This is a genomic window from Nonomuraea sp. NPDC049419 (assembly GCF_040676995.1).
Classification (GTDB): Bacteria; Actinomycetota; Actinomycetes; order Streptosporangiales; family Streptosporangiaceae; genus Nonomuraea; species Nonomuraea salmonea.
The window spans coordinates 143,551-161,293 of record NZ_JBFAQB010000005.1 but is presented as its reverse complement, the minus strand read 5'-3'; the positions used below and the strand labels follow the sequence as shown (position 1 = coordinate 161,293).

16 protein-coding genes and 1 tRNA gene are annotated in these 17,743 nt (G+C 70.3%); 9 read left to right on the top strand and 8 right to left on the bottom strand.

Annotated elements, in window-relative coordinates:
• Positions 1–161: 161 nt before the first annotated feature.
• Together AB0K12_RS17950 and AB0K12_RS17945 are read right to left on the bottom strand one after the other, a co-directional pair.
• Positions 162–980, bottom strand: coding sequence for an SAM-dependent methyltransferase (locus AB0K12_RS17950; RefSeq protein WP_364561834.1), 819 nt, complete (start codon positions 978–980; stop codon positions 162–164).
• A gap of 105 nt (positions 981–1,085) precedes the next feature.
• Positions 1,086–2,168: an acyltransferase gene (locus AB0K12_RS17945; protein WP_364561831.1), complete on the bottom strand. Its 1,083-nt coding sequence runs from the start codon at positions 2,166–2,168 to the stop codon at positions 1,086–1,088.
• 170 nt (positions 2,169–2,338) lie between these two features.
• Here AB0K12_RS17945 and AB0K12_RS17940 point away from each other — a divergent pair, with 170 nt between their 5' ends.
• The gene (locus AB0K12_RS17940) at positions 2,339–2,734 is read left to right on the top strand and encodes a VOC family protein (RefSeq protein WP_364561828.1); all 396 of its coding nucleotides are present in this window, start codon (positions 2,339–2,341) and stop codon (positions 2,732–2,734) included.
• A 176-nt stretch (positions 2,735–2,910) separates the two neighbouring features.
• The gene (locus AB0K12_RS17935; RefSeq protein ID WP_364561826.1) at positions 2,911–3,837 is read left to right on the top strand and encodes a hypothetical protein; all 927 of its coding nucleotides are present in this window, start codon (positions 2,911–2,913) and stop codon (positions 3,835–3,837) included.
• Here the strand turns inward: AB0K12_RS17935 and AB0K12_RS17930 are convergent.
• Positions 3,770–5,065, bottom strand: a complete 1,296-nt coding sequence (locus tag AB0K12_RS17930) for an FAD-dependent monooxygenase (protein WP_364561823.1) — start codon at positions 5,063–5,065, stop codon at positions 3,770–3,772. The genes AB0K12_RS17935 and AB0K12_RS17930 overlap by 68 nt on opposite strands.
• 85 nt (positions 5,066–5,150) lie before the next feature.
• Between AB0K12_RS17930 and AB0K12_RS17925 the strand changes: the two genes are divergently transcribed.
• Positions 5,151–5,714 carry a TetR/AcrR family transcriptional regulator gene (locus AB0K12_RS17925; protein WP_364561820.1) on the top strand — a complete coding sequence of 188 codons (564 nt, stop codon included), beginning with the start codon at positions 5,151–5,153 and terminating at the stop codon, positions 5,712–5,714.
• Here AB0K12_RS17925 and AB0K12_RS17920 read toward each other — a convergent pair.
• Positions 5,711–6,325: a GNAT family protein gene (locus tag AB0K12_RS17920; RefSeq protein WP_364561817.1), complete on the bottom strand. Its 615-nt coding sequence runs from the start codon at positions 6,323–6,325 to the stop codon at positions 5,711–5,713. The two genes, AB0K12_RS17925 and AB0K12_RS17920, sit on opposite strands and share 4 nt — an antisense overlap.
• 107 nt (positions 6,326–6,432) lie before the next feature.
• On the opposite strand from AB0K12_RS17920, the gene AB0K12_RS17915 reads away from it, so the two are divergent.
• From AB0K12_RS17915 to AB0K12_RS17905, 3 genes are read left to right on the top strand one after another with little or no spacing between them, the layout of a single operon-like run.
• The gene (locus AB0K12_RS17915; RefSeq protein WP_364561814.1) at positions 6,433–7,635 is read left to right on the top strand and encodes an acyl-CoA dehydrogenase family protein; all 1,203 of its coding nucleotides are present in this window, start codon (positions 6,433–6,435) and stop codon (positions 7,633–7,635) included.
• Entirely contained in the window at positions 7,632–8,795 is a 1,164-nt protein-coding gene (locus tag AB0K12_RS17910) for an acyl-CoA dehydrogenase family protein (RefSeq protein ID WP_364561812.1), read from the top strand. Before AB0K12_RS17915 ends, AB0K12_RS17910 begins: the two co-directional genes overlap by 4 nt.
• Complete coding sequence (locus tag AB0K12_RS17905; protein WP_364562690.1) at positions 8,792–9,853, top strand: acyl-CoA dehydrogenase family protein; 1,062 nt, start codon at positions 8,792–8,794, stop codon at positions 9,851–9,853. The genes AB0K12_RS17910 and AB0K12_RS17905 overlap by 4 nt, the downstream gene beginning before the upstream one ends.
• Here the strand turns inward: AB0K12_RS17905 and AB0K12_RS17900 are convergent.
• Positions 9,824–10,414, bottom strand: coding sequence for a TetR/AcrR family transcriptional regulator (locus tag AB0K12_RS17900; protein ID WP_364561809.1), 591 nt, complete (start codon positions 10,412–10,414; stop codon positions 9,824–9,826). The two genes, AB0K12_RS17905 and AB0K12_RS17900, sit on opposite strands and share 30 nt — an antisense overlap.
• 171 nt (positions 10,415–10,585) lie before the next feature.
• Between AB0K12_RS17900 and AB0K12_RS17895 the strand changes: the two genes are divergently transcribed.
• A complete protein-coding gene (locus AB0K12_RS17895) occupies positions 10,586–11,353 on the top strand; it encodes a nuclease-related domain-containing protein (RefSeq protein WP_345388933.1) in 768 nt (255 codons plus the stop codon).
• A 7-nt stretch (positions 11,354–11,360) separates the two neighbouring features.
• Here the strand turns inward: AB0K12_RS17895 and AB0K12_RS17890 are convergent, their stop codons facing one another.
• Both AB0K12_RS17890 and AB0K12_RS17885 read right to left on the bottom strand, forming a co-directional pair.
• On the bottom strand, positions 11,361–12,725 hold the full coding sequence (locus AB0K12_RS17890; RefSeq protein ID WP_364561806.1) for a VWA domain-containing protein: 1,365 nt from the start codon (positions 12,723–12,725) through the stop codon (positions 11,361–11,363).
• Complete coding sequence (locus tag AB0K12_RS17885; RefSeq protein ID WP_345388929.1) at positions 12,718–13,557, bottom strand: MoxR family ATPase; 840 nt, start codon at positions 13,555–13,557, stop codon at positions 12,718–12,720. Before AB0K12_RS17885 ends, AB0K12_RS17890 begins: the two co-directional genes overlap by 8 nt.
• A gap of 111 nt (positions 13,558–13,668) precedes the next feature.
• Here AB0K12_RS17885 and AB0K12_RS17880 point away from each other — a divergent pair.
• A tRNA-Lys gene (locus AB0K12_RS17880) sits at positions 13,669–13,742 on the top strand.
• A 464-nt stretch (positions 13,743–14,206) separates the two neighbouring features.
• Here AB0K12_RS17880 and AB0K12_RS17875 read toward each other — a convergent pair.
• Positions 14,207–14,746 (bottom strand): HAD domain-containing protein, encoded by a 540-nt coding sequence (locus AB0K12_RS17875; RefSeq protein WP_364561803.1) that lies wholly within the window; start codon positions 14,744–14,746, stop codon positions 14,207–14,209.
• Positions 14,747–15,489: 743 nt separating this feature from the next.
• Here AB0K12_RS17875 and AB0K12_RS17870 point away from each other — a divergent pair.
• A complete protein-coding gene (locus AB0K12_RS17870) occupies positions 15,490–17,643 on the top strand; it encodes a hypothetical protein (RefSeq protein WP_364369988.1) in 2,154 nt (717 codons plus the stop codon).
• Positions 17,644–17,743: the final 100 nt, after the last annotated feature.

Genomic DNA, 17,743 nt, shown 5'->3' with positions numbered 1-17,743 from the left:
TGAAGGGTTCTCCGGAGGTGAAGGTCGATCAGGGCCCGGTGCGCGGGCAGCGACCACCCCCGGATCAGTGTGACCCGGCGAGCTTCAGAGGATGCCGCCCGCTAGCGGGCGGGGGGCGGAGAACAGATGAAGCGCCGATGCATGCGCCCCACGATAGCCGCTCAGGGCTGGGGTTTGCGGGCGACGCCGCCCAGCAGGAGTTCCTCCCAGGGGGCGAGGGGGCCGGGGAGGCGCTCGTCGGGGTGCCATTCGGGGAAGTGCACGACCCCGGGCTCGACCGGCACCAGGCCGTCGAAGAAGCGGGTGATGGCGGCGCGGTCGCGGAAGTGGCCGGTGCCCATGGTGGCCTGAAGCATCACCTCCAGCGCCTTGGCCTTGGGGTTGCCGGAGGCGAGGAACCCGGAGGCGGCCAGGTGACCGCCGGGCGGGAGCGCGGCGACGTACCTGCGGACGATGCCGTGCGGGTCCTCGTGGTCGGCGAGCAGGTGCAGCACGCCGACCACGAGGACGGCGGTGGGCTGGGACAGGTCGATGAGGCGGCGCAGCGCGGGGTGCCCGAGCACGGCGTCCACGTCGCGCAGGTCGGCGGTGATGGCGTCGGCGTTCGGGTTGCCGCCGAGAATGGCCTTGGCGTGCGGCTCGACCATGGGGTCGTTGTCGACGTAGACGACGCGGCAGGTGGGGTCGGCGAACTGGGCGACCTCATGGGTGTTCTCGACGGTGGGAAGCCCGGCGCCGAGGTCGATGATCTGCCGGATGCCGGCCTCGCGGACGAGGTAGTCGACGACCCGGCCGACGAAGGCCCGGTCGCACCACACCAGGTTCACCACCTCGGGCACGACGTCCTTGAGCTTGCGGGCGACGGCGCGGTCGGAGGCGAAGTTCTCGGTGCCGCCGAGCAGGGCGTCGTGGACGCGGGCGACCGTGGGCCGCTCCGGGTCGACGCCGGGCGGGGCCCACTCGTGTTCGCCGAGACTCATCCGGCCCCCTCTCGCCGTTCAGCGGCGCCGCTTCGGTGACGCGGATCGTATCCGGCCCGGGGATCTCCGCGCCCGCCCTGACAACGGGTTGTCGGCAGAGTCGACTCACCCTGTGGGGTTGCCGGCCGGGACCGCGGCGTGCGCCGGCGGCTCCCGCTTGGACAGCAGCCGCTTGAGCACGGGCGCGAGCGGCCGTTCCACGAACCGGTGCACCGCGTACGCGGCCACCAGCATGACCACGATCATCCCGACGAGCAGCACGTACTTGTTGAACGCCCCTTCGAGCCTGGCGAACAGGATGAACCCGACGTGCGCGTGCAGCAGGTACAGCGGATAGGTCAGCGCCCCCGCCGTCACCAGCCACGGCCGGGCGAGCGCCCTGGTGACCCGCAGCGCGATGAACGTCATCACGAGGAAGATGAGCACGACGACGGCGGTGATGACGACGGGCGAGTACGTGACGTGATACCGCTCGCCGACGGCCTCGGCGTACCCGATGGCCCGGTAGACGGCGTTGCCCAGGCAGATGGGCACGAGCAGCGCGATCTGCCAGTCGAGCCCGAACCGGTAGAGCATGAACAGCGCCATGCCGGCGATGAAGTAGTGCGAGAACTCCGACTGGACGACCAGGTCGGCGATGCCCGGCAGCACGCCCAGCTCGACGAGGAACGTCAGGGCGAGCCACCCCCACAGCCCGGCCATGATCCGCCCCCGGGTGATCCCGATGACGGTGGCGATCAGCATGAGGATGTAGAAGCGCATCTCGGCCCAGAGGGTCCAGTAGACGACGTCCACGTTCTCGATGTTCGGCACCGACTGGAACATCGTCAGGTTGGCCAGCACCTGCGGCACCGACACCTGGAACAGGCCCCACCCGAGCAGCACGGTGACGGTCGCCGTGACCGCGATGCCCACCCAATAGGCCGGATAGAGCCGCACCACCCGCGAGACCACGAACTGCCGTGGCGTCCTTCCCCACGCGCTCATCAGCACGACGAACCCGCTGATCAGGAAGAACAGGTCGACGCCGAGGTAGCCGTACTTGGCCCAGGCGCTCTCGGTGACGAACGTCACAGTGGTCTTGCCGCCGGCCCAGCCGGAGAACACGTAGTGGAACAGCACGACGCACAGTGCCGCAAGCAGCCGGAGCCCGTCGATCTCGTAGAGCCGTTCTGGCCTGGTACGCACGGCATCTCCTTTCTGATGGGGAGAGGGTGGCGGCATCAGCTTGCGGAATGGTTAAAGGACAGCAAAGGCATTCTTACGGGTTTACACGAGTACCGACCGGTAGTTAGCGCGATGCCCGACAAGAGGGATGTTGCGGGTAGTGCGTACGTACCTGACAGGAGATGGCAGGTATGGCTGAAACGCTGGGCGCCATGACGACGAAAGCGAACCTCATGGCCTTCACCATCGACTGCGCCGACCCCAAGGCGCTGGCCGAGTTCTACGCCCAGGTGACCGGCATGGAGATCACCTACGCGGAGGACGAGTACGCCGCCATCACCGACGGCACGGTCTCGATCTACTTCGGCCGGGTGGCCGACCGCAAGCCGGTCACGTGGCCCAGCCCCGACAAGCAGTTCCACCTCGACTTCCGGGTGCCGGACGTGGCTCAGGCGGTCGAGGACTACCTGAAGCTGGGGGCCACCAGGCCCGAGTTCCAGCCGGGCGTCACCGAGGAGGGCACCCGGTGGGTGGTGCTGCAGGACCCGCAGGGCCACCTGTTCTGCGTCTGCCCGCAGCCGGCGTAACGGGGCAAAAGGGGGCGGCCGGCGTCCAGGCGAGGCCCAAGGATGGGCCACAAGTTCGTGCAGGCCGAGACCGGTTTGTATGGACTTTTCCGACCAAAGGATGATTCTCCCCCTCGCCCGGCCTCATAAGCTGGGGCAATGCTCCTGAGAGGATCCCTGCTTCTGCGCGGGCCGCGATGACCTGGGTCGGCATGCTCATCGCGCTGGCGGGGGCGCTGGGTTACGCGCTGGGCGCCGCACTGCAGCAGTACGAGGTCGTGGCCGAGGGCGCCTCGCTCAGCCTGGTGCGGCGACCCCGCTGGTGGGTGGGCGGCGTCATCTCCTTCACCGGCGCCTGCCTGCACGCCGTCGCGCTCAGCTTCGCGCCCCTGGTCGCCGTCCAGCCGATCAGCGTGGCCACCCTGGTCTTCGCCGTGCCGCTGGCCGCGTTCATGTACGGGCGGCGGCCGTATCGCGCCGAGATCATCGGCTCGATCGCCGTCGCCGTCGGGCTGCTCTGGCTCATGCTGCTGGTGCCCGCGCACGACGTGACGCCCCGGCTGGGCGACGGCGCCGCGCTCGCCTTCATCGCCGTGATCGGCGCCGTCACGCTGGCCACCCAGCTGTTCGCCGGGCGGGTGCACGGGGCGAACAAGGCGCTGCTGCTGTCGGTGGGCGCGGGCGTCATGACGGCGAGCGTGTCCACGTTCGTCCGGGTGGTCGGCGGCGGGATGCAGGGCGACTGGGGCCGGTTGATCCACTGGTTCAGCCTGGTCGTGCCGGTGCTGCTGATCTGCGCCGTGGTGTTGCTGCAACGCTCGTACGCGGTCGGCTACTTCGGCATCGCCTACGCCGGCGTCCAGGTCATCGACCCCATCACGTCCGTGCTCGCCGGGGCGATCCTGCTGGGCGAGCCGCTGCCCACCTCGCCCAGCACCGCGGTGCCCGCCCTGCTGGCCGCCGCGCTGACCATCGGTGGCACGATCACGCTGGGCCGGCTGGCCCCCGACCACACCGCCAAGCCGGCCGCCGCCCCGCCTCCCGCCGAGCAGGCGGTCACGCCTCCGCCGGTGGACGCCAGCGCAGCACCTCGTCCATCGACCGCAACATCAGATCTGGGCTGAGCCGGCTCGCCGCCGCCACCCCGGCGTCCCGCAGCCACACGGCCGCCGGGTTGCGCCACTTGGTCAGCCGGCACAACGTCATCGACCGCCGGACGACCCGCGCCGTCCGCCGCGTCCGCGCCGCGCTGTAGGCGGCCAGGCCGTCACCCGAGGCGCCGGGATCGGCCAGGTGGGCCAGCACGACCGCGTCCTCGATCGCCTGGCAGGCGCCCTGCCCGAGGTTGGGCGTCATCGCGTGGGCCGCGTCGCCGACCAGCGCCACCCTGCCCCGGTGGAAGGCGGGCAGCGGCGTGGCGTGGTAGTAGACGTCGTTGCGGGTGATCCGCGCCGGGTCGGCGGCCCGCAGCAGCGCCGGGATCGGCTCGTGCCAGCCGCCGAACCTGCGCAGCAGCTCTTCACGCTCGTCCGCGGCCGTGCCGCCGGGCGGCGCGACGTCGGTGGCGTAGACGTAGACGAGGTCGCCGGCCAGCTGGTGGACGCCGAACACGGTGCCCCGCCCCCAGCTCTCCGACCTCGGCACCCGCAAGGCGCCGCGACCGTCCCAGCTCTCCGACCTCGGCACCCGCAAGGCGCCGCGACCGTCCCGGCGCTCTGACACGAGCGACCGCGAGGGAGCGCGGGTGCCCGGCTCCTGGGCCTCGGTCGCCTTCAGGTCGGCGAGCGGGATGAGGCCGCGCCATGCGGTCACGCCCGCGTAGACCGGGCCCGGGTGGCCGGGGAAGAGGGCGCGGCGGGTGGCCGAGTGAATGCCGTCGGCGGCCACCACCAGGTCCGCCTCCAGGTCGGCCTCCAGGTCGCCCGCCTCCGTCCGTACGACGCCGCGCTCGGCGTCCACCTCCGTGACCGTCGTGTCGAGGCGCAGGCGGCCGGGCCCGCCCGCCTCGGCGAGGGCGCCGGTGAGCACGTCGAGCAGCGTGGCCCGCAGCAACACCACCACGGAGTCGCCGTACGCGTCGTCCGCCTCCTCCTCCGTGGCCCGCGCCAGCCAGCGCCCGTCGGCCCTGCGCAGGCCCAGCGGCCCCTCCGCGTGGGCGAGGGCGCGGATCCTGTCGCCGAGACCGATGACGTCGAGCGCCTTCAGCGCGTTGGCGGCGATCGCCAGGCCCGAGCCGACGGGCTCGATGGCGGGCGCCCGCTCCAGCACGGTCACGTCCCACCCCTTGCGCAGCAGCGCGACACCGGCGCTCAGTCCGCCGATCCCGCCACCGATCACCACAGCCCTGGCCATCCGCGCCTCCTCCGGTCACTACGTCCGTAGTTGAACCGTACTACGCCCGTAGTCCGGTCCCACTACCGCAGTAGTATCGGCTTCCGTGAAGCGCTCAGACGTCGTCGCCGACACGGCCATCGCGCTGCTCGCCGAGCGGGGCATGCGCGGCCTGACCCACCGGGCCGTGGACGAGGCCGCCGGCCTGCCGCCGGGCTCCACCTCCAACCTGGCCCGCACCAGGGCGGCGCTGCTGGAGCTGACCCTGGCCAGGCTCACCGAGCGGGAGGCAGAGGCGCTGTCGGGTGCCTACGAGGGTGACTACGAGGGTGCCTACGACCCGGAAAGGCTGCCCGCCCGGCTGGCCGAGGCGCTGCACATCCAGCTCTCCGACAGCGCCCGCACGCTGGCCCGCTACGAGCTGGCGCTGGAGGCCACCAGGCGGCCCGAGCTGCGCGCCATCTACGACCGGGCGGGCCGCCGCTTCCGCGACCCCGCCGTGGCGATGCTGGCCGCCCTGGGCTCCCGCGACCCGGTGCGGCACGGGCGCGCGATGGTGGCCTTCGCCGAGGGCCTGCTGTTCGACGCGATCGCGGGCGCCGGCGCCGTGCCCACGCGGGAGGAGCTCGAACAGCTCGTCCGCGAGCTGCTCGCGGGCATGCTCGGCTAGGAGGCCGCCAGGCGGTCGCGCAGGCGGTCGCGCAGGCGGTCGCGCAGGCGGTCGCGGTGCGGCGGCCACTCGTCGTCGAGGATGCCGAAGCAGACCGTGTCGCGCCAGGAGCCGTCGGCCCTGCGGCGGTGCCGGCGCAGCGTGCCCTCGTGCACGCCGCCGATGCGCCTGATCGCGTTCTGCGAGCGTTCGTTGCGGATGTCGGTCTTGAGCAGCACCCGGTTGTGGCCCAGCTCGAAGGCGTGCTCCACGAGCAGCAGCTTGCACGCGGTGTTGACCGCCGTACGCCAGGACGCGCGGCCGTACCACGTCCAGCCGATCTCCACGCTGGCCTCGAAGCCCGGCACGTCGGCGTACGTCGTCCAGCCCACGGCCCGCCCGCTCGCCTTCACCACCACGGCGAACGGCACGTGCTTGTCGTCGTCGATCAGCATGCGCGCGACCTTGCCCAGCTCCTCCTCGGTCTGCGGCGCGGCGGCCGGCATCCAGCGCCAGACCTCCTCGTCACCGCCCCCGGCGGCGAACAGGTCGGGCACGTGGTCCATGGTGAGCGGCTCAAGCCGGACGACGTCGTTCTCGAGCACGGTGGGGGTAGGCAGCTTCGCGGTCATGGCGGCCACTGTAGGGGCATGAGAACGTGCAGGTAGATGTCCACCTGGGGGTATTTACGGGAAGCCACCTGTCGACACGCATACCGGCCGGTCGGTAGGGTCGCGTCATGGACTTCGCCTTCGACACTGTCACCGAGGACCTGCGCGAGCGACTGCTCCGCTTCATGGACGAATGCGTCTACCCCGCAGAGCCGGCCTTCGAGGAACAGGCGCGGACCAGCGGCTGGAGCCCGCCGCCGCTGATCGAGGACCTGAAGGACGAGGCCAGGAAGCGCGGCCTGTGGAACCTGTTCCTGCCCGGCGAGCACGGCGCGGGACTGACGAACCTGCAGTACGCCCCGCTGGCGGAGATCATGGGCAGGAGCCCGGCCCTGGCCCCCGTCGCCACCAACTGCGCGGCCCCCGACACGGGCAACATGGAAGTCCTGTCCATGTTCGGCAGCGAGTGGCAGCGCAAGGAGTGGCTGCAGCCCCTGCTCGACGGCGAGATCCGCTCGGCCTTCGCCATGACCGAGCCCGACGTGGCCTCATCCGACGCCACCAACATCGCGACCTCGATCGTGCGCGACGGCGACGAGTACGTCATCAACGGCCGCAAGTGGTTCATCTCCGGCGCGATGAACCCCACCTGCAAGATCTTCATCGTCATGGGCCAGACGAACCCCGAGGCGCCCAAGCACCGCAGGCAGAGCATGATCCTCGTGCCGCGTGACACGCCCGGCGTGCAGGTCAAGCGCGGCATGCACGTCTTCGGCTACACCGACGCCGACCACGGCGGCCACGCCGAGGTCGTCTTCGAGGACGTCCGCGTGCCCGCCGCGAACCTCATCGGCGAGGAGGGCGGCGGCTTCGCCATCGCGCAGGCGCGGCTCGGCCCCGGCCGCATCCACCACTGCATGCGGCTGATCGGCATGGCCGAGCGCGCGGTCGAGCTGATGTGCCGGCGGGCGCTGTCGCGGACCACGTTCGGCAAGCCCGTCGCGCAGCAGGGCGTCGTCCAGGACTGGATCGCCGAGTCCCGCGTGAAGATCGAGCAGGCCCGCCTGCTCGTGCTCAAGACCGCCTGGCTCATGGACACGGTGGGCAACCAGGGCGCCCACACCGAGATCCAGGCCATCAAGATCTCCACCCCCATCACGGTGGAGTGGATCCTCGACAAGGCCGTCCAGGTCCACGGCGCCGGCGGTGTCTCCCAGGACTTCCCCCTGGCCGGGCTCTGGGCGCACGCCCGTACGCTGCGCCTGGCCGACGGCCCCGACGAGGTGCACAAGCGGTCCCTGGCCTATCGCGAGCTGAAGAGGTACATGTGAACGAAGCGCAGATCAAGGAGCGCGTGGGCGCGTTCCTCGGGGAGCACGATCCGAGCGGGGACCGCCTTGAGTTCCTGCGGGCCCGGTTCGACGCCGGGCTGGCCTGGGTGTGGTTCCCCGAAGGGCTCGGCGGCCTCGGTGCGCCGCGCGAGCTGCAACAGGTCGTGGACAAGGAACTCGCCGACACCCCGCAGCCCAACGCCGGGCTGCAGGCCATCGGGCTGGGCATGGCGGCGCCGACGATCCTGGCGTTCGGCACCGATGAGCAGAAGCGCCGCTTCCTCAGGCCGCTGTGGACCGGCGAGGAGATCTGGTGCCAGCTCTTCAGCGAGCCGGGCGCCGGGTCCGACCTCGCCACGCTGGCCACCAGGGCGGTCAGGGACGGCGACGAATGGGTGGTCGACGGGCAGAAGGTGTGGACGTCAGGCGCCCATCACGCGCGGTGGGCGATCCTCGTCGCCCGTACCGACCCCGAGGTGCCCAAGCATCGCGGGCTGACGTACTTCGTGTGCGACATGCACGCGCCGGGCGTCGAGGTGCGGCCGCTGCGGCAGATCACCGGCGAGGCCGAGTTCAACGAGGTGTTCCTGACCGGGGTGCGGCTCTCCGACGACCTGCGGCTCGGCGCGGTCGGCGACGGCTGGCGGGTCGCCCAGACCACGCTGATGAACGAGCGCGTGGCCATCGGCGGCGCGCCCACCCGGCGCGGCGGCGGCGTCATGGCGTCCGTGCTGGCCTCCTGGCGCGAGCAGCCCGAGCTGCGCACGCACGACCTGCACCAGCGGCTGCTGTCGCTGTGGGTGGAGGCCGAGGTGACCCGCCTGTCGGGCGCGCGGCTGCGCGAGCAGCTCGCCGCCGGCCAGCCGGGGCCCGAGGGCTCGGGCATGAAGCTCTCCTTCGCCCGGCTCAACCAGGCGCTGACCGGGCTGGAGATGGAGTTCAGGCGGGAGCTGGGCTACGACGACTGGGCGTTCCGCCGCTCGGAGGAGGTCGATTTCTACGGCCGCGGCCCCGGCTACCGCTATCTGCGGGCCAAGGGCAACTCGATCGAGGGCGGCACCTCCGAGATCCTGCGCAACATCATCTCCGAGCGGGTGCTCGGCCTGCCGTCGGAGCCCCGTGTCGACAAGGACGTGCCGTGGAAGGACCTGCCGCGATGAGCCTGCTGTACTCCGAGGTCGAAGAGGAGCTGCGCGCCGCCGTACGCGGGCTGCTGGCCGACCGCTGCCCGCCGTCCGCGGTGCTGCAGCGCGTCGAGTCGCAGCCGTACGACCTGGACCTGTGGAAGACGCTGGCCGGCGAGATCGGGGTGGCGGGACTGCTGGTGCCCGAGGAGCTGGGCGGGGCGGGCGCGTCGGCCAGCGAGGCGGCCGTGGTGCTGGAGGAGCTGGGCAGGGCGGTCGCGCCGGTGCCGTTCTTCACCAGCTCGGTGCTGGCCACGCGGGCGCTGCTGCCGACCCGCGACGCGCTGCTCGGCGAGCTGGCCGAGGGGCGCAGGACGGCGGCGCTGGTGGTGTCGTTCGGGGCGTCGGCGTACCGGCCTGACCGGGGCGCGTCGGTGCGGGTGGACGGCGGAGGACGGCTGTCCGGCTCGGTGACCGGCGTGGCCGGAGCCGAGGTGGCGGACGTGCTGCTGGTGCCGGTGGACGGCGACCTGTACGCGGTCGAGGGCGACGCGATCGAGGCCGGCGTGGTGCGCGTCGTGTCGTCGCTGGACCTCACCAGGCCGGTGGCCACGGTCACGTTCACCAGGACCAGGGCCCGCCGGGTCGGGGCCTGCGACCTGGCCGCGGTGCTGCGGTTCGGAGCCGGGCTGCTCGCCTCGGAACAGCTCGGGGTGGCCGAGTGGTGCCTGCAGACGACGCTCGCGTACGTCAAGGAGCGCCACCAGTTCGCCCGCCCGGTCGGCTCGTTCCAGGCGCTCAAGCACCGCCTCGCGGACCTCTGGCTGGACGTCGTCAGGGCCAGGGCGGCGGCCAGGAACGCGGTCGCGGACGCCTCGTCGATCTCCGTGGCGGTGGCCCAGTCGTGGAACGCCGGCGTGGCCGTGCACGCGGCCGAGGAGGCCCTGCAGCTGCACGGCGGTATCGGGATGACCTGGGAGCACCCCGTGCATCTCTATCTCAAGCGCGCCAAGGCCACCGAGGTCGCGCTCGGCACGCCGGGCGACCACCGGGAGGCGCTGGCCTCACTCGTCGACGTCCCCAGCCCCGAGTGAGGCGAGCAGCAGGTCGGCGAAGTGCTTACCCACCTGGGCGCCGGTGAGCGGCCCCCGCGTGCTGAACCACGTGCCCAGGTGGTGCACCGAGCCGAAGAAGTAGTCGACGACCAGCTCGGCCGGCACCCGGTCGCTGAAGACGCCGGTGCGCTGCCCTTCGGCCACGAGCGCGCGGAAGCGCTCGTGGTAGCGGCGGCGCTCGGCGCGCACGGTCTTCTGCGTCTCGGGGGCGAGCAGGTGGATCGACCTGAAGAAGATCTTGGAGTCGTCGAGGTTGGCGGCCGTCGTCTCCACGACGTCGGCCGCGGCGCGGTGGAGACGCTGCCTGATCGTGCCGGGCCCGTCGGCGATATGGGTGAGCCGGTCCATCTGCATGCGCAGCACCCGGGCGTAGATCTCGTGGAGGAGATCGTCCTTGGAGTCGAAGTAGTGGTACATCGCGCCCTTGGTCACGCCCGCCGCGACCACGATCTCCTGCACCGAGGTGCTCTCGAAGCCGCGCTCGGCGAACAGCCGGGTCGCCTCGGCGAGCAGGCGCTGCCTGACCGGTTCGTCTTTCACTCGGTCCCCCTTGGTCACCGGCTTAGCATACCGACTGGTCGGTTGATGGTCTTGCGGGTACTAATTCCGTCACCTTAGGCTCGCCTTGGTTGGGGAACGGGTATCCCTTGACCGGCGAGGGATCTTCGGCGTGGCAGATCCTGCACAACATCTACATTCGGGGAGTTTGCCGTGCCCGGTGGCTCTATCTACGTGCAGCCCAACGAGAAGTACACAGGCTCATCCCCGCAGTGGTGGTACGAGAAATTCTGGCGCGAGGACGCTCCGAACCGGCGCAAGTACAGGTACGCCAAGGCCGCTGTGGGTTTCGTCATCGGCATCGCCCTGGGGATCAGGTTCGGGCTCGCGGGCGGATCCGCGATCACCGGCCTGCTGCTCGGAGCGCTCACGTTCGGTGGCGACTGGTTGCTCGACTGGTACTCCTTCCACAAGACCGCGGTGTGGCGCGGCGCCAAGAGGGGCGAGCTCATCACGGGGCGCCTGCTGCGCCGCTCGCTCAGCCGCCAGAGCTACCACGTGCTCGACGGCCGGGCGATCCGCGGCCAGGCCTCCATCGACCACCTCGTGATCGGTCCGGGCGGCGTCTGGATCATCGACAACGAGTCGTGGAGTCCCGACACCGAGATCGCCTGCTACGCGGGCCGGCTGTTCTTCGGCGAGAAGTACGGCAGCAAGACCGCCAAGCCGCTGGTCGAGCAGGCCGAGGCGTTCGCCGAGCTGCTGACCCGCGAGACCGGCGTCCAGGTGCGCATCACGCCGATGCTCGCGGTCCACTGCGGGCTGCTGCCCAAGAGCGGCGTCGTCGTGGCCGAGGGCCTGACGCTGGCCAAGCCGCGCGCGATGGCCAAGCTCATCAAGGCCGCCGACCGCGACGTGCTCAGCCCGTCGCAGATCGAGCTGCTCTCCCGCACGGCGGCCCGCGAGCTGCAGCGCGTCTGACCCCGGTCTACGCCAGGGTCTCGATGAACGCGGTGAGCTGGGCGACGTTGCGGCACTCGTGCATGGGCACGACCGTGCCGTAGTCGCCCGCCACCGAGTCGCCCGTGTCCCACTGCTGCGTGGGCTCAGGGTTGAGCCAGTACGCGTGCCTGCACCGCGACACCAGCGACTTGAGCGTGTCGAGGGCGGGCGGCTGGTAGTTGGAGCGGGCGTCGCCGAGGATCAGCAGCGACGTCTTCGGGCCGATGGCGTCGCCGTAGCGTTCGGCGAAGCGCTCCAGCGCGTGCCCGTAGTTGGTCCGCCCGAACCGCACCATGTCGGCCTCGTCCGCCAGCCTGGCCATGGCCTCCACCACGTCGGAGCCCGGCTGGAAGAACCGGGTGATCTCATCCACGGTGTCGACGAACCCGAACGCCCGCACCTTCGTGAACTGCTCGCGCAGCGCGTACGTGAGCAGCAGCGTGAAGTGCGCGAACGACGAGACCGAGTCGCTGGTGTCGCAGAGCACGACCAGCTCGGGCTTGTGCGGGCGGGGCGGCCTGAAGTGGGTGGTGAGCGGCACGCCGCCGCTCTGCAGCGAGGCCCGCATGGTCCTGCGGAAGTCGAGCCTGCCGCGCTTGCCCCTGCGCTGCCTGATCGTCAGCCGGGCGGCCAGCCGGCGGGCCAGCGGATGCACCTCCCTGCGCAGCCTGGCCAGGTCGGCTCTGGTGATGCGCAGGAAGTCGATCTGGTCGAGCGGCGGGCGCACGGCCGAGCGGGCGATGCGCTCGATCCCCGAGTCCTCGGCGATGCGGCGGCGCACGTCGGTGGCCACCGCCTCCTCGAAGCGCCTGATGTTGGACGTGACCCGCTGCCGCACGGTCTTCTCCGCCAGCCCGCCGCGCTCCTGCCCCTGGAGCACGGCACGCAGGATGCCGGCCATCAGCGTCTCGGGCGACAGGGCGCGCAGCACGCTGTAGGAGAACCAGTTCTGCCGCCCGGGAGCGGCCTCCTGCCGGCCGAACCGCGCCACCATGGCCTCGGCGAACGCGCGCATCTCCTGGTCGGTCGAGCCGCTCAGCAGCTCCGCCAGGTGCGCGCGCAGCTCCTTGACGTCGGCCGTCTCGAAGTCGGTACGGGATCGCGCCCGCAGTGCGGACGTGGACGCCGGGAACCACAGGTCGAACAGCACGTCGAACCCCGGCCGGTAGGCGGGCTTCTTGACCAGCGTGGCGGCGTACGCGGCACGCAGCGACTCCCGGTCGGCCAGCTCGATCACCCGCAGCGCGTTGGCCGCGTCGAGCCCCTCGGCGACCGACACCGGCAGCCCGGCCTCGCGCAGCGCGTGCACGAAGTCGACGTGCCGATCGACCAGCGACGTCGGCTCAGGCATCGGGCAGCCCCAGCTCCTTGACCGCCCGTGCGTGGTCGGAGGCGTGCTTGAGCACCACGCCCAGCGTGCCGGCCACGGTGGCCTCGTCCAGCTCGTCGCGGCCGAGCGCGAGCAGCGTGTTGGCCCAGTCGACGGTCTCGGCCACCGACGGCGCCTTCTTCAGCTCCAGCGCCCGCAGTGTGGCGACCGTCCGCGCGAGCTGCTCGGCCAGGCCGGCGCGCAGGCCCGGCACCTGGGCCAGCACGATGTCGCGCTCGCGCTCGGGCGTCGGGTATTCGATGTGCAGGTAGAGGCAGCGCCGCTTGAGCGCCTCCGACAGCTCGCGGGTGGCATTGGAGGTGAGCACGACGTACGGGCGGCGGGTGGCGGCGATGGTGCCCAGCTCGGGGATCGTCACCTGGAAGTCGGACAGCAGCTCCAGCAGCAGCCCCTCGACCTCGACGTCGGCCTTGTCGGTCTCGTCGATGAGCAGCACGGTCGGCTCCTGCGCCCTGACCGCCTTGAGCAGGGGGCGCTCCAGCAGGAACTCCTCGGTGAAGATGTCGTCGTCGTCGCTGGTGGCCTGGATGCGCAGGAGCTGCTTCTTGTAGTTCCACTCGTACAGGGCTCTGGCCTCGTCGAGGCCCTCGTAGCACTGCAGCCTGATGAGGCCGGCGCCGGTGGCCTGGGCGACGGCCTTGGCGAGCTGCGTCTTGCCCACTCCGGCGGGTCCTTCGACCAGCAGCGGCTTGCCCAGCGCGGCGGCCAGGAACACCGAGGTGGAGATGGCGTCGTCGGAGAGGTAGTCCACGGCGGCGAGCCGCTCCGTCACGTCGGCGGGGGAGTCGAACATCAAGGATCCTGTCTGCCGGAGCCGAAGTGCCGAACTTTATTCTAGCGTGTCCTGTCCCGCGGATTCCGATTCGACCAGGATCCCGATCACCGGTATATTCCTTCGTGTCGGGCGCCGCTAGCTCAGTTGGTCAGAGCAGCTGACTCTTAATCAGCGGGTCCGGGGTTCGAGTCCCTGGCGGCGCACTGCGTGGAAACCCCAGTTCAGGGCCCTGATCTGGGGTTTCTCGATTTCCGAGTGGCTCCCGCCACGGTGAGGCGCTCCCGTGGTCGCTCGCCGAATGCTCTTCGGCACGGTTTCGGCACGTGGCCGGGTGGGAACGGCACGATCGACGTCCACCACGCGCCGCCGCCCAGGCCGTGTACCGCTGCAAAATGCATCGCAGGGCGCTTGACCTGCAGGTCGACCTGAGATGGCGGCTCAGGCGAGATCGGTTCCTGTGCCTCTCCGTCTCCTGCACGAGGTGGTGGTGCTGCGGCGTTACTATCCCGACGCTGGCCGGCCCCATCGCCAGCGCGGTTGAGCATGAGAACGCTGCGGGTGCCGATCAGTTCTCCGGCCAGGTCCGTCAGGCGTCGGGCCACAGCGGCTGCCTCCACTCAGCACACTGGGCAGCGCATCGGTAGAACCGCCCCTGCGGGGAATGACACTATTTCGTGTTCTCGTGCGAGGAAGGGAGGGACGCGAGCCAGGCGGCGGCCTGGCGGAGGTGATGCTCGTCCAGTCCGTGATGCGGGTCCACGTGGATGATGCGAAAGTGGCCCACGCTGCCGTGCCGCTCAAGGAAGGCTGTGTCAGCCGGGTCGAGGTCGTCGTCAAACCACACGAACGGCCGACCGGCCACGTACTCGGCGACCGGTGGTGTCTTCGGGTGGATGCCGGCCGCGCCCGTATGGGCGTTGACCTCGATCACCGGCAGTTCCGGCAGACCGATCCTCGGTGCGATCTCATGGTTGGCGTAATGCTGCCAGCTCGTGGCCCAGACCAGATCAGCGCCGGCTCTGTCGGCGAACTCCAGCAACAGCCGTCCGTGGCCGGTGTTGAGGATGACGTCGAAGGTGCCGATCGGCGACTGTGCTCGATGCGGCTGCCAGCCAGGGCCGGGTCGTACCTCCAGGTTGAGCACGCCGTCCACGTCGAGCAGCACCAGCGGGCGGGCAGCGGACACGTGCGGCCGGTTGGTCATCATGGCTTTCATCAAACCGCTTCTTCAGGTAGCGAGTAGACATATGGAAAAGATGGCTCCTGCGCTCATCGGTTAGATAGAACGGCGGGCGTTGCGTGGTGCTTTTGGCCAGGCTCGCAGCGAGCTACCTGTGTCGGCGCTACGGCCACGAGAAACCCTTCCACGTCGACTCGGTCGTGCGGTTGGTGTGCCAAGCTCGGGTCGAGCGGGCAGCGCGTCAAGTACGTGTGACACCGGAGAGGTATGGGACAACGGGCCGCTGACGCGCAACGCCATCCGGGATGTCATCGACCTGCTGTACCGGCTGTGCGATTCCTGATGATGAAGCCGCTGCCCGAATACCACTATGTGCCGGTGGTCTGGCTGGTCGCGCACATGGGTAGACCCGGTGACGGCGGACTGTACATACATGTCGGGGGCCGCTCGAAAGAGGTCGGGGCCTGATCGACGTGACCATTCAAGCGACCGATACGCCGACGCGTCAGGCAATGGGGAAGAACTGCTGAGTTGTACGGCATATCACGATCAACGTAAGATCCGTGGCCATGGCCGCTACACGGTGTGCATACCCCATCACCCCCTTGCCCCCCATAAGCGTCCTGTTGTTATGAATGACGGGCGAGCACCCGCGACCACCGATCATCTGGATTCCATCCGCGTGCCATGGAACTCGGCAGGAGCCTGAGCCAAGGTCGTTCCACCGGTACCTCGGTCGTGATGGGGAGGACATGTACGGGGCAGGCGATGTGAGCAGATCCGGCGACGCAGCGGGCGCGGCGCTGCGCGAGATCGCCGGGGCCGGGCTCTACCGGCGTAACGCGTTCCGAATCACCGGGTTGTCGACGTACGCGGACCGGCGCGCCATCCGGCAGCGCAGGCAGCGGGTCAACACGGCGCTCCAGGTCGGCGCCGACGCCGATCTGGACCATGGCATGCCGGTCGGGCCTGACGAGGTCCGCGCCGCCTTCGACCGCCTGCTCGACGACCCCCGCCGTCGCCTGGTCGACGAGCTGCTCTGGTTCTGGGACACCCCCGACGCCACCTGCTCCTGCGCCAAGGCCCTGCACCAGGACCACGACGCCGCCGTACGCGCCCACAGCGCCGCACTCGACCGGGAGATCGAGGGCACGATGACGGGCGACGACGAGCGCAGGACCTTGTGGGAGAAGGCGGCACGGGAGTGGAAGGGCGTCCTGCGCAGGGCATCCTTCTGGGACCACGTCAGGAGCCGCATCGACGCGCTCGACGACCGTCAACTCGACGAGTCAGCCGTGGACGCGCTGCGCGACGCGCTCGCCACGGCGCTGCTCAGGCCGCTGGCCGAGCTAGCCGGACAGCGCGGCACGACGGCGACCCAGAGCCGCCTGGCCGGCCTGGCCCGCCGCTGGCCCGCGCCGCGACAGGTCATCGACGACCAACTTGAAGAGGTCGCCGCGCCGATGTACGAGTCGGTGCGCGCGGCCCTGTCGGAGTCGACCGGCCTGCTCGAGGAGGGCGAGCCGAAGCGTGCCGCCTCCAACGTCTACGACAAGGTATTACCCGACCTCAACCGATTGTCCGTGCTGGTGCCCCCCGAGCGGCACCGCCCCACGGCGAAACTGCGCAATGACACCGCCATCCTGTTCAACAACTGCGCCATGGCGCTCATCGACTCCGCCGGGCTCGCAGCGGCCGAACAGGCACGCAAGTGGTTCGGCGCGGCCGGGCGGCTGAGCCCCGACTCGCACACGTCGGAGGCCATCAGGGGGAACAAAGCCTCGCTGGACGAGCTCATCCTCATCTTCACGACGATCGAACAGGAGGCCAGTGCCCTGCTGGCCGGGGGTGGGCACCGCCAGGCCAACGCCTATCTGGCCCACCTCGAGCGGCAACTGGGCGACCTGGCGAGCCGATCGGAGCTCGACCGGATCCGCGCCAAACTGGGCCTGAACCGCTCCCGATACAGAACGGCACCGACCCGCACGGTGCCGGCGCGTCCGGCGCCGGCCTACCACCCCGGCGGTTACGGGGTCAGGCGGCGCCGCCGCGGGCTCAGACTGCTCTTTTGGCTCGCCGTGCTGGCCGCCCTGGGGTTCCTGCTGACCCAGTACGACGCCCTCGGCAACTCGACCGTCGCGTTGTTCGCCCCCAAGCAGGCGGACAACGCGCCCGTGGGAGAGTGCCTGGCCGAGCCCGTCGACTGGATTCAGCACGACATCGCCCAGGTTCCGACGATCTCGTGCGACGAGCCGCACTGGGGTGAGGTGCTGGGGTACGTGTCGCTCGGCGACGCGCCTTCGACGTATCCGGGCCGCGACCAGGTCTCCGCACTGGCCGAGTTCGAGTGCAAAGTTCTGCAACTGCGTCAGAAGTTGCCGCTCGACGAGTACGAGACCGGCACCGTGGTGCCGAGGGAGGAGCATTGGAACACCGGCGACGGCGAGTACGAGAACTATGCGCCCTGCCTGGTGAGCCGGAAAGACGGCGAGTCCATCCCGTCGGGCAGGCGCGTGGCCGATCCTCCGCCGGGGGCGGACAACGTGGCCGTGCGGATGGACGTTCTCTCCCCGGCCCTCTACGACAATCCGCCGGCGGACAGCTGCATTCAGTCGCAGTCACAGTGGGACAAGTCGCCGCACAGCGTCGACATCGTGAAGTGCGACTACCCGCACTGGGCGCAGATCGCGGCCTACGTCAAGCTGTACGGCGCCGCGGACAAGACCCCGGCTGACGACAAGGTCGAGGAGAAGGCCGAGGAGATGTGCGGCTCCGCCACCTCGCACCTGCAGATCGGCGTGGGCACCCCCTTCCGGATGACGGTGCGGGTGCGCAAGGAACGCGCGATCCAGGAGAGCCTCATCTACGCCGTGTGCCTGGTCCACCGCGAGGACGACCGGCTCTTCAGCGGGATGCCGCGATGAGGCGTCCATCTGGTTTTCGCCTGGCTCCCATGGCCTGCGGCGGCACCTTCAGCGAGTTTCGTACCAGCACGATCGGGAGGTTCAGGCATTGGTTCGGGCG

What these genes read in the sequence shown, in the direction of transcription:
- AB0K12_RS17950 (WP_364561834.1), bottom strand. Translation starts at nt 980, where the DNA reads ATGAGTCTCGGCGAACACGAGTGGGCCCCGCCCGGCGTCGACCCGGAG.
- AB0K12_RS17940 (WP_364561828.1), top strand. Translation starts at nt 2,339, where the DNA reads ATGGCTGAAACGCTGGGCGCCATGACGACGAAAGCGAACCTCATGGCC.
- AB0K12_RS17935 (WP_364561826.1), top strand. Translation starts at nt 2,911, where the DNA reads ATGACCTGGGTCGGCATGCTCATCGCGCTGGCGGGGGCGCTGGGTTAC.
- AB0K12_RS17930 (WP_364561823.1), bottom strand. Translation starts at nt 5,065, where the DNA reads ATGGCCAGGGCTGTGGTGATCGGTGGCGGGATCGGCGGACTGAGCGCC.
- AB0K12_RS17920 (WP_364561817.1), bottom strand. Translation starts at nt 6,325, where the DNA reads ATGACCGCGAAGCTGCCTACCCCCACCGTGCTCGAGAACGACGTCGTC.
- AB0K12_RS17915 (WP_364561814.1), top strand. Translation starts at nt 6,433, where the DNA reads ATGGACTTCGCCTTCGACACTGTCACCGAGGACCTGCGCGAGCGACTG.
- AB0K12_RS17905 (WP_364562690.1), top strand. Translation starts at nt 8,792, where the DNA reads ATGAGCCTGCTGTACTCCGAGGTCGAAGAGGAGCTGCGCGCCGCCGTA.
- AB0K12_RS17890 (WP_364561806.1), bottom strand. Translation starts at nt 12,725, where the DNA reads ATGCCTGAGCCGACGTCGCTGGTCGATCGGCACGTCGACTTCGTGCAC.
- AB0K12_RS17885 (WP_345388929.1), bottom strand. Translation starts at nt 13,557, where the DNA reads ATGTTCGACTCCCCCGCCGACGTGACGGAGCGGCTCGCCGCCGTGGAC.
- AB0K12_RS17875 (WP_364561803.1), bottom strand. Translation starts at nt 14,746, where the DNA reads ATGATGACCAACCGGCCGCACGTGTCCGCTGCCCGCCCGCTGGTGCTG.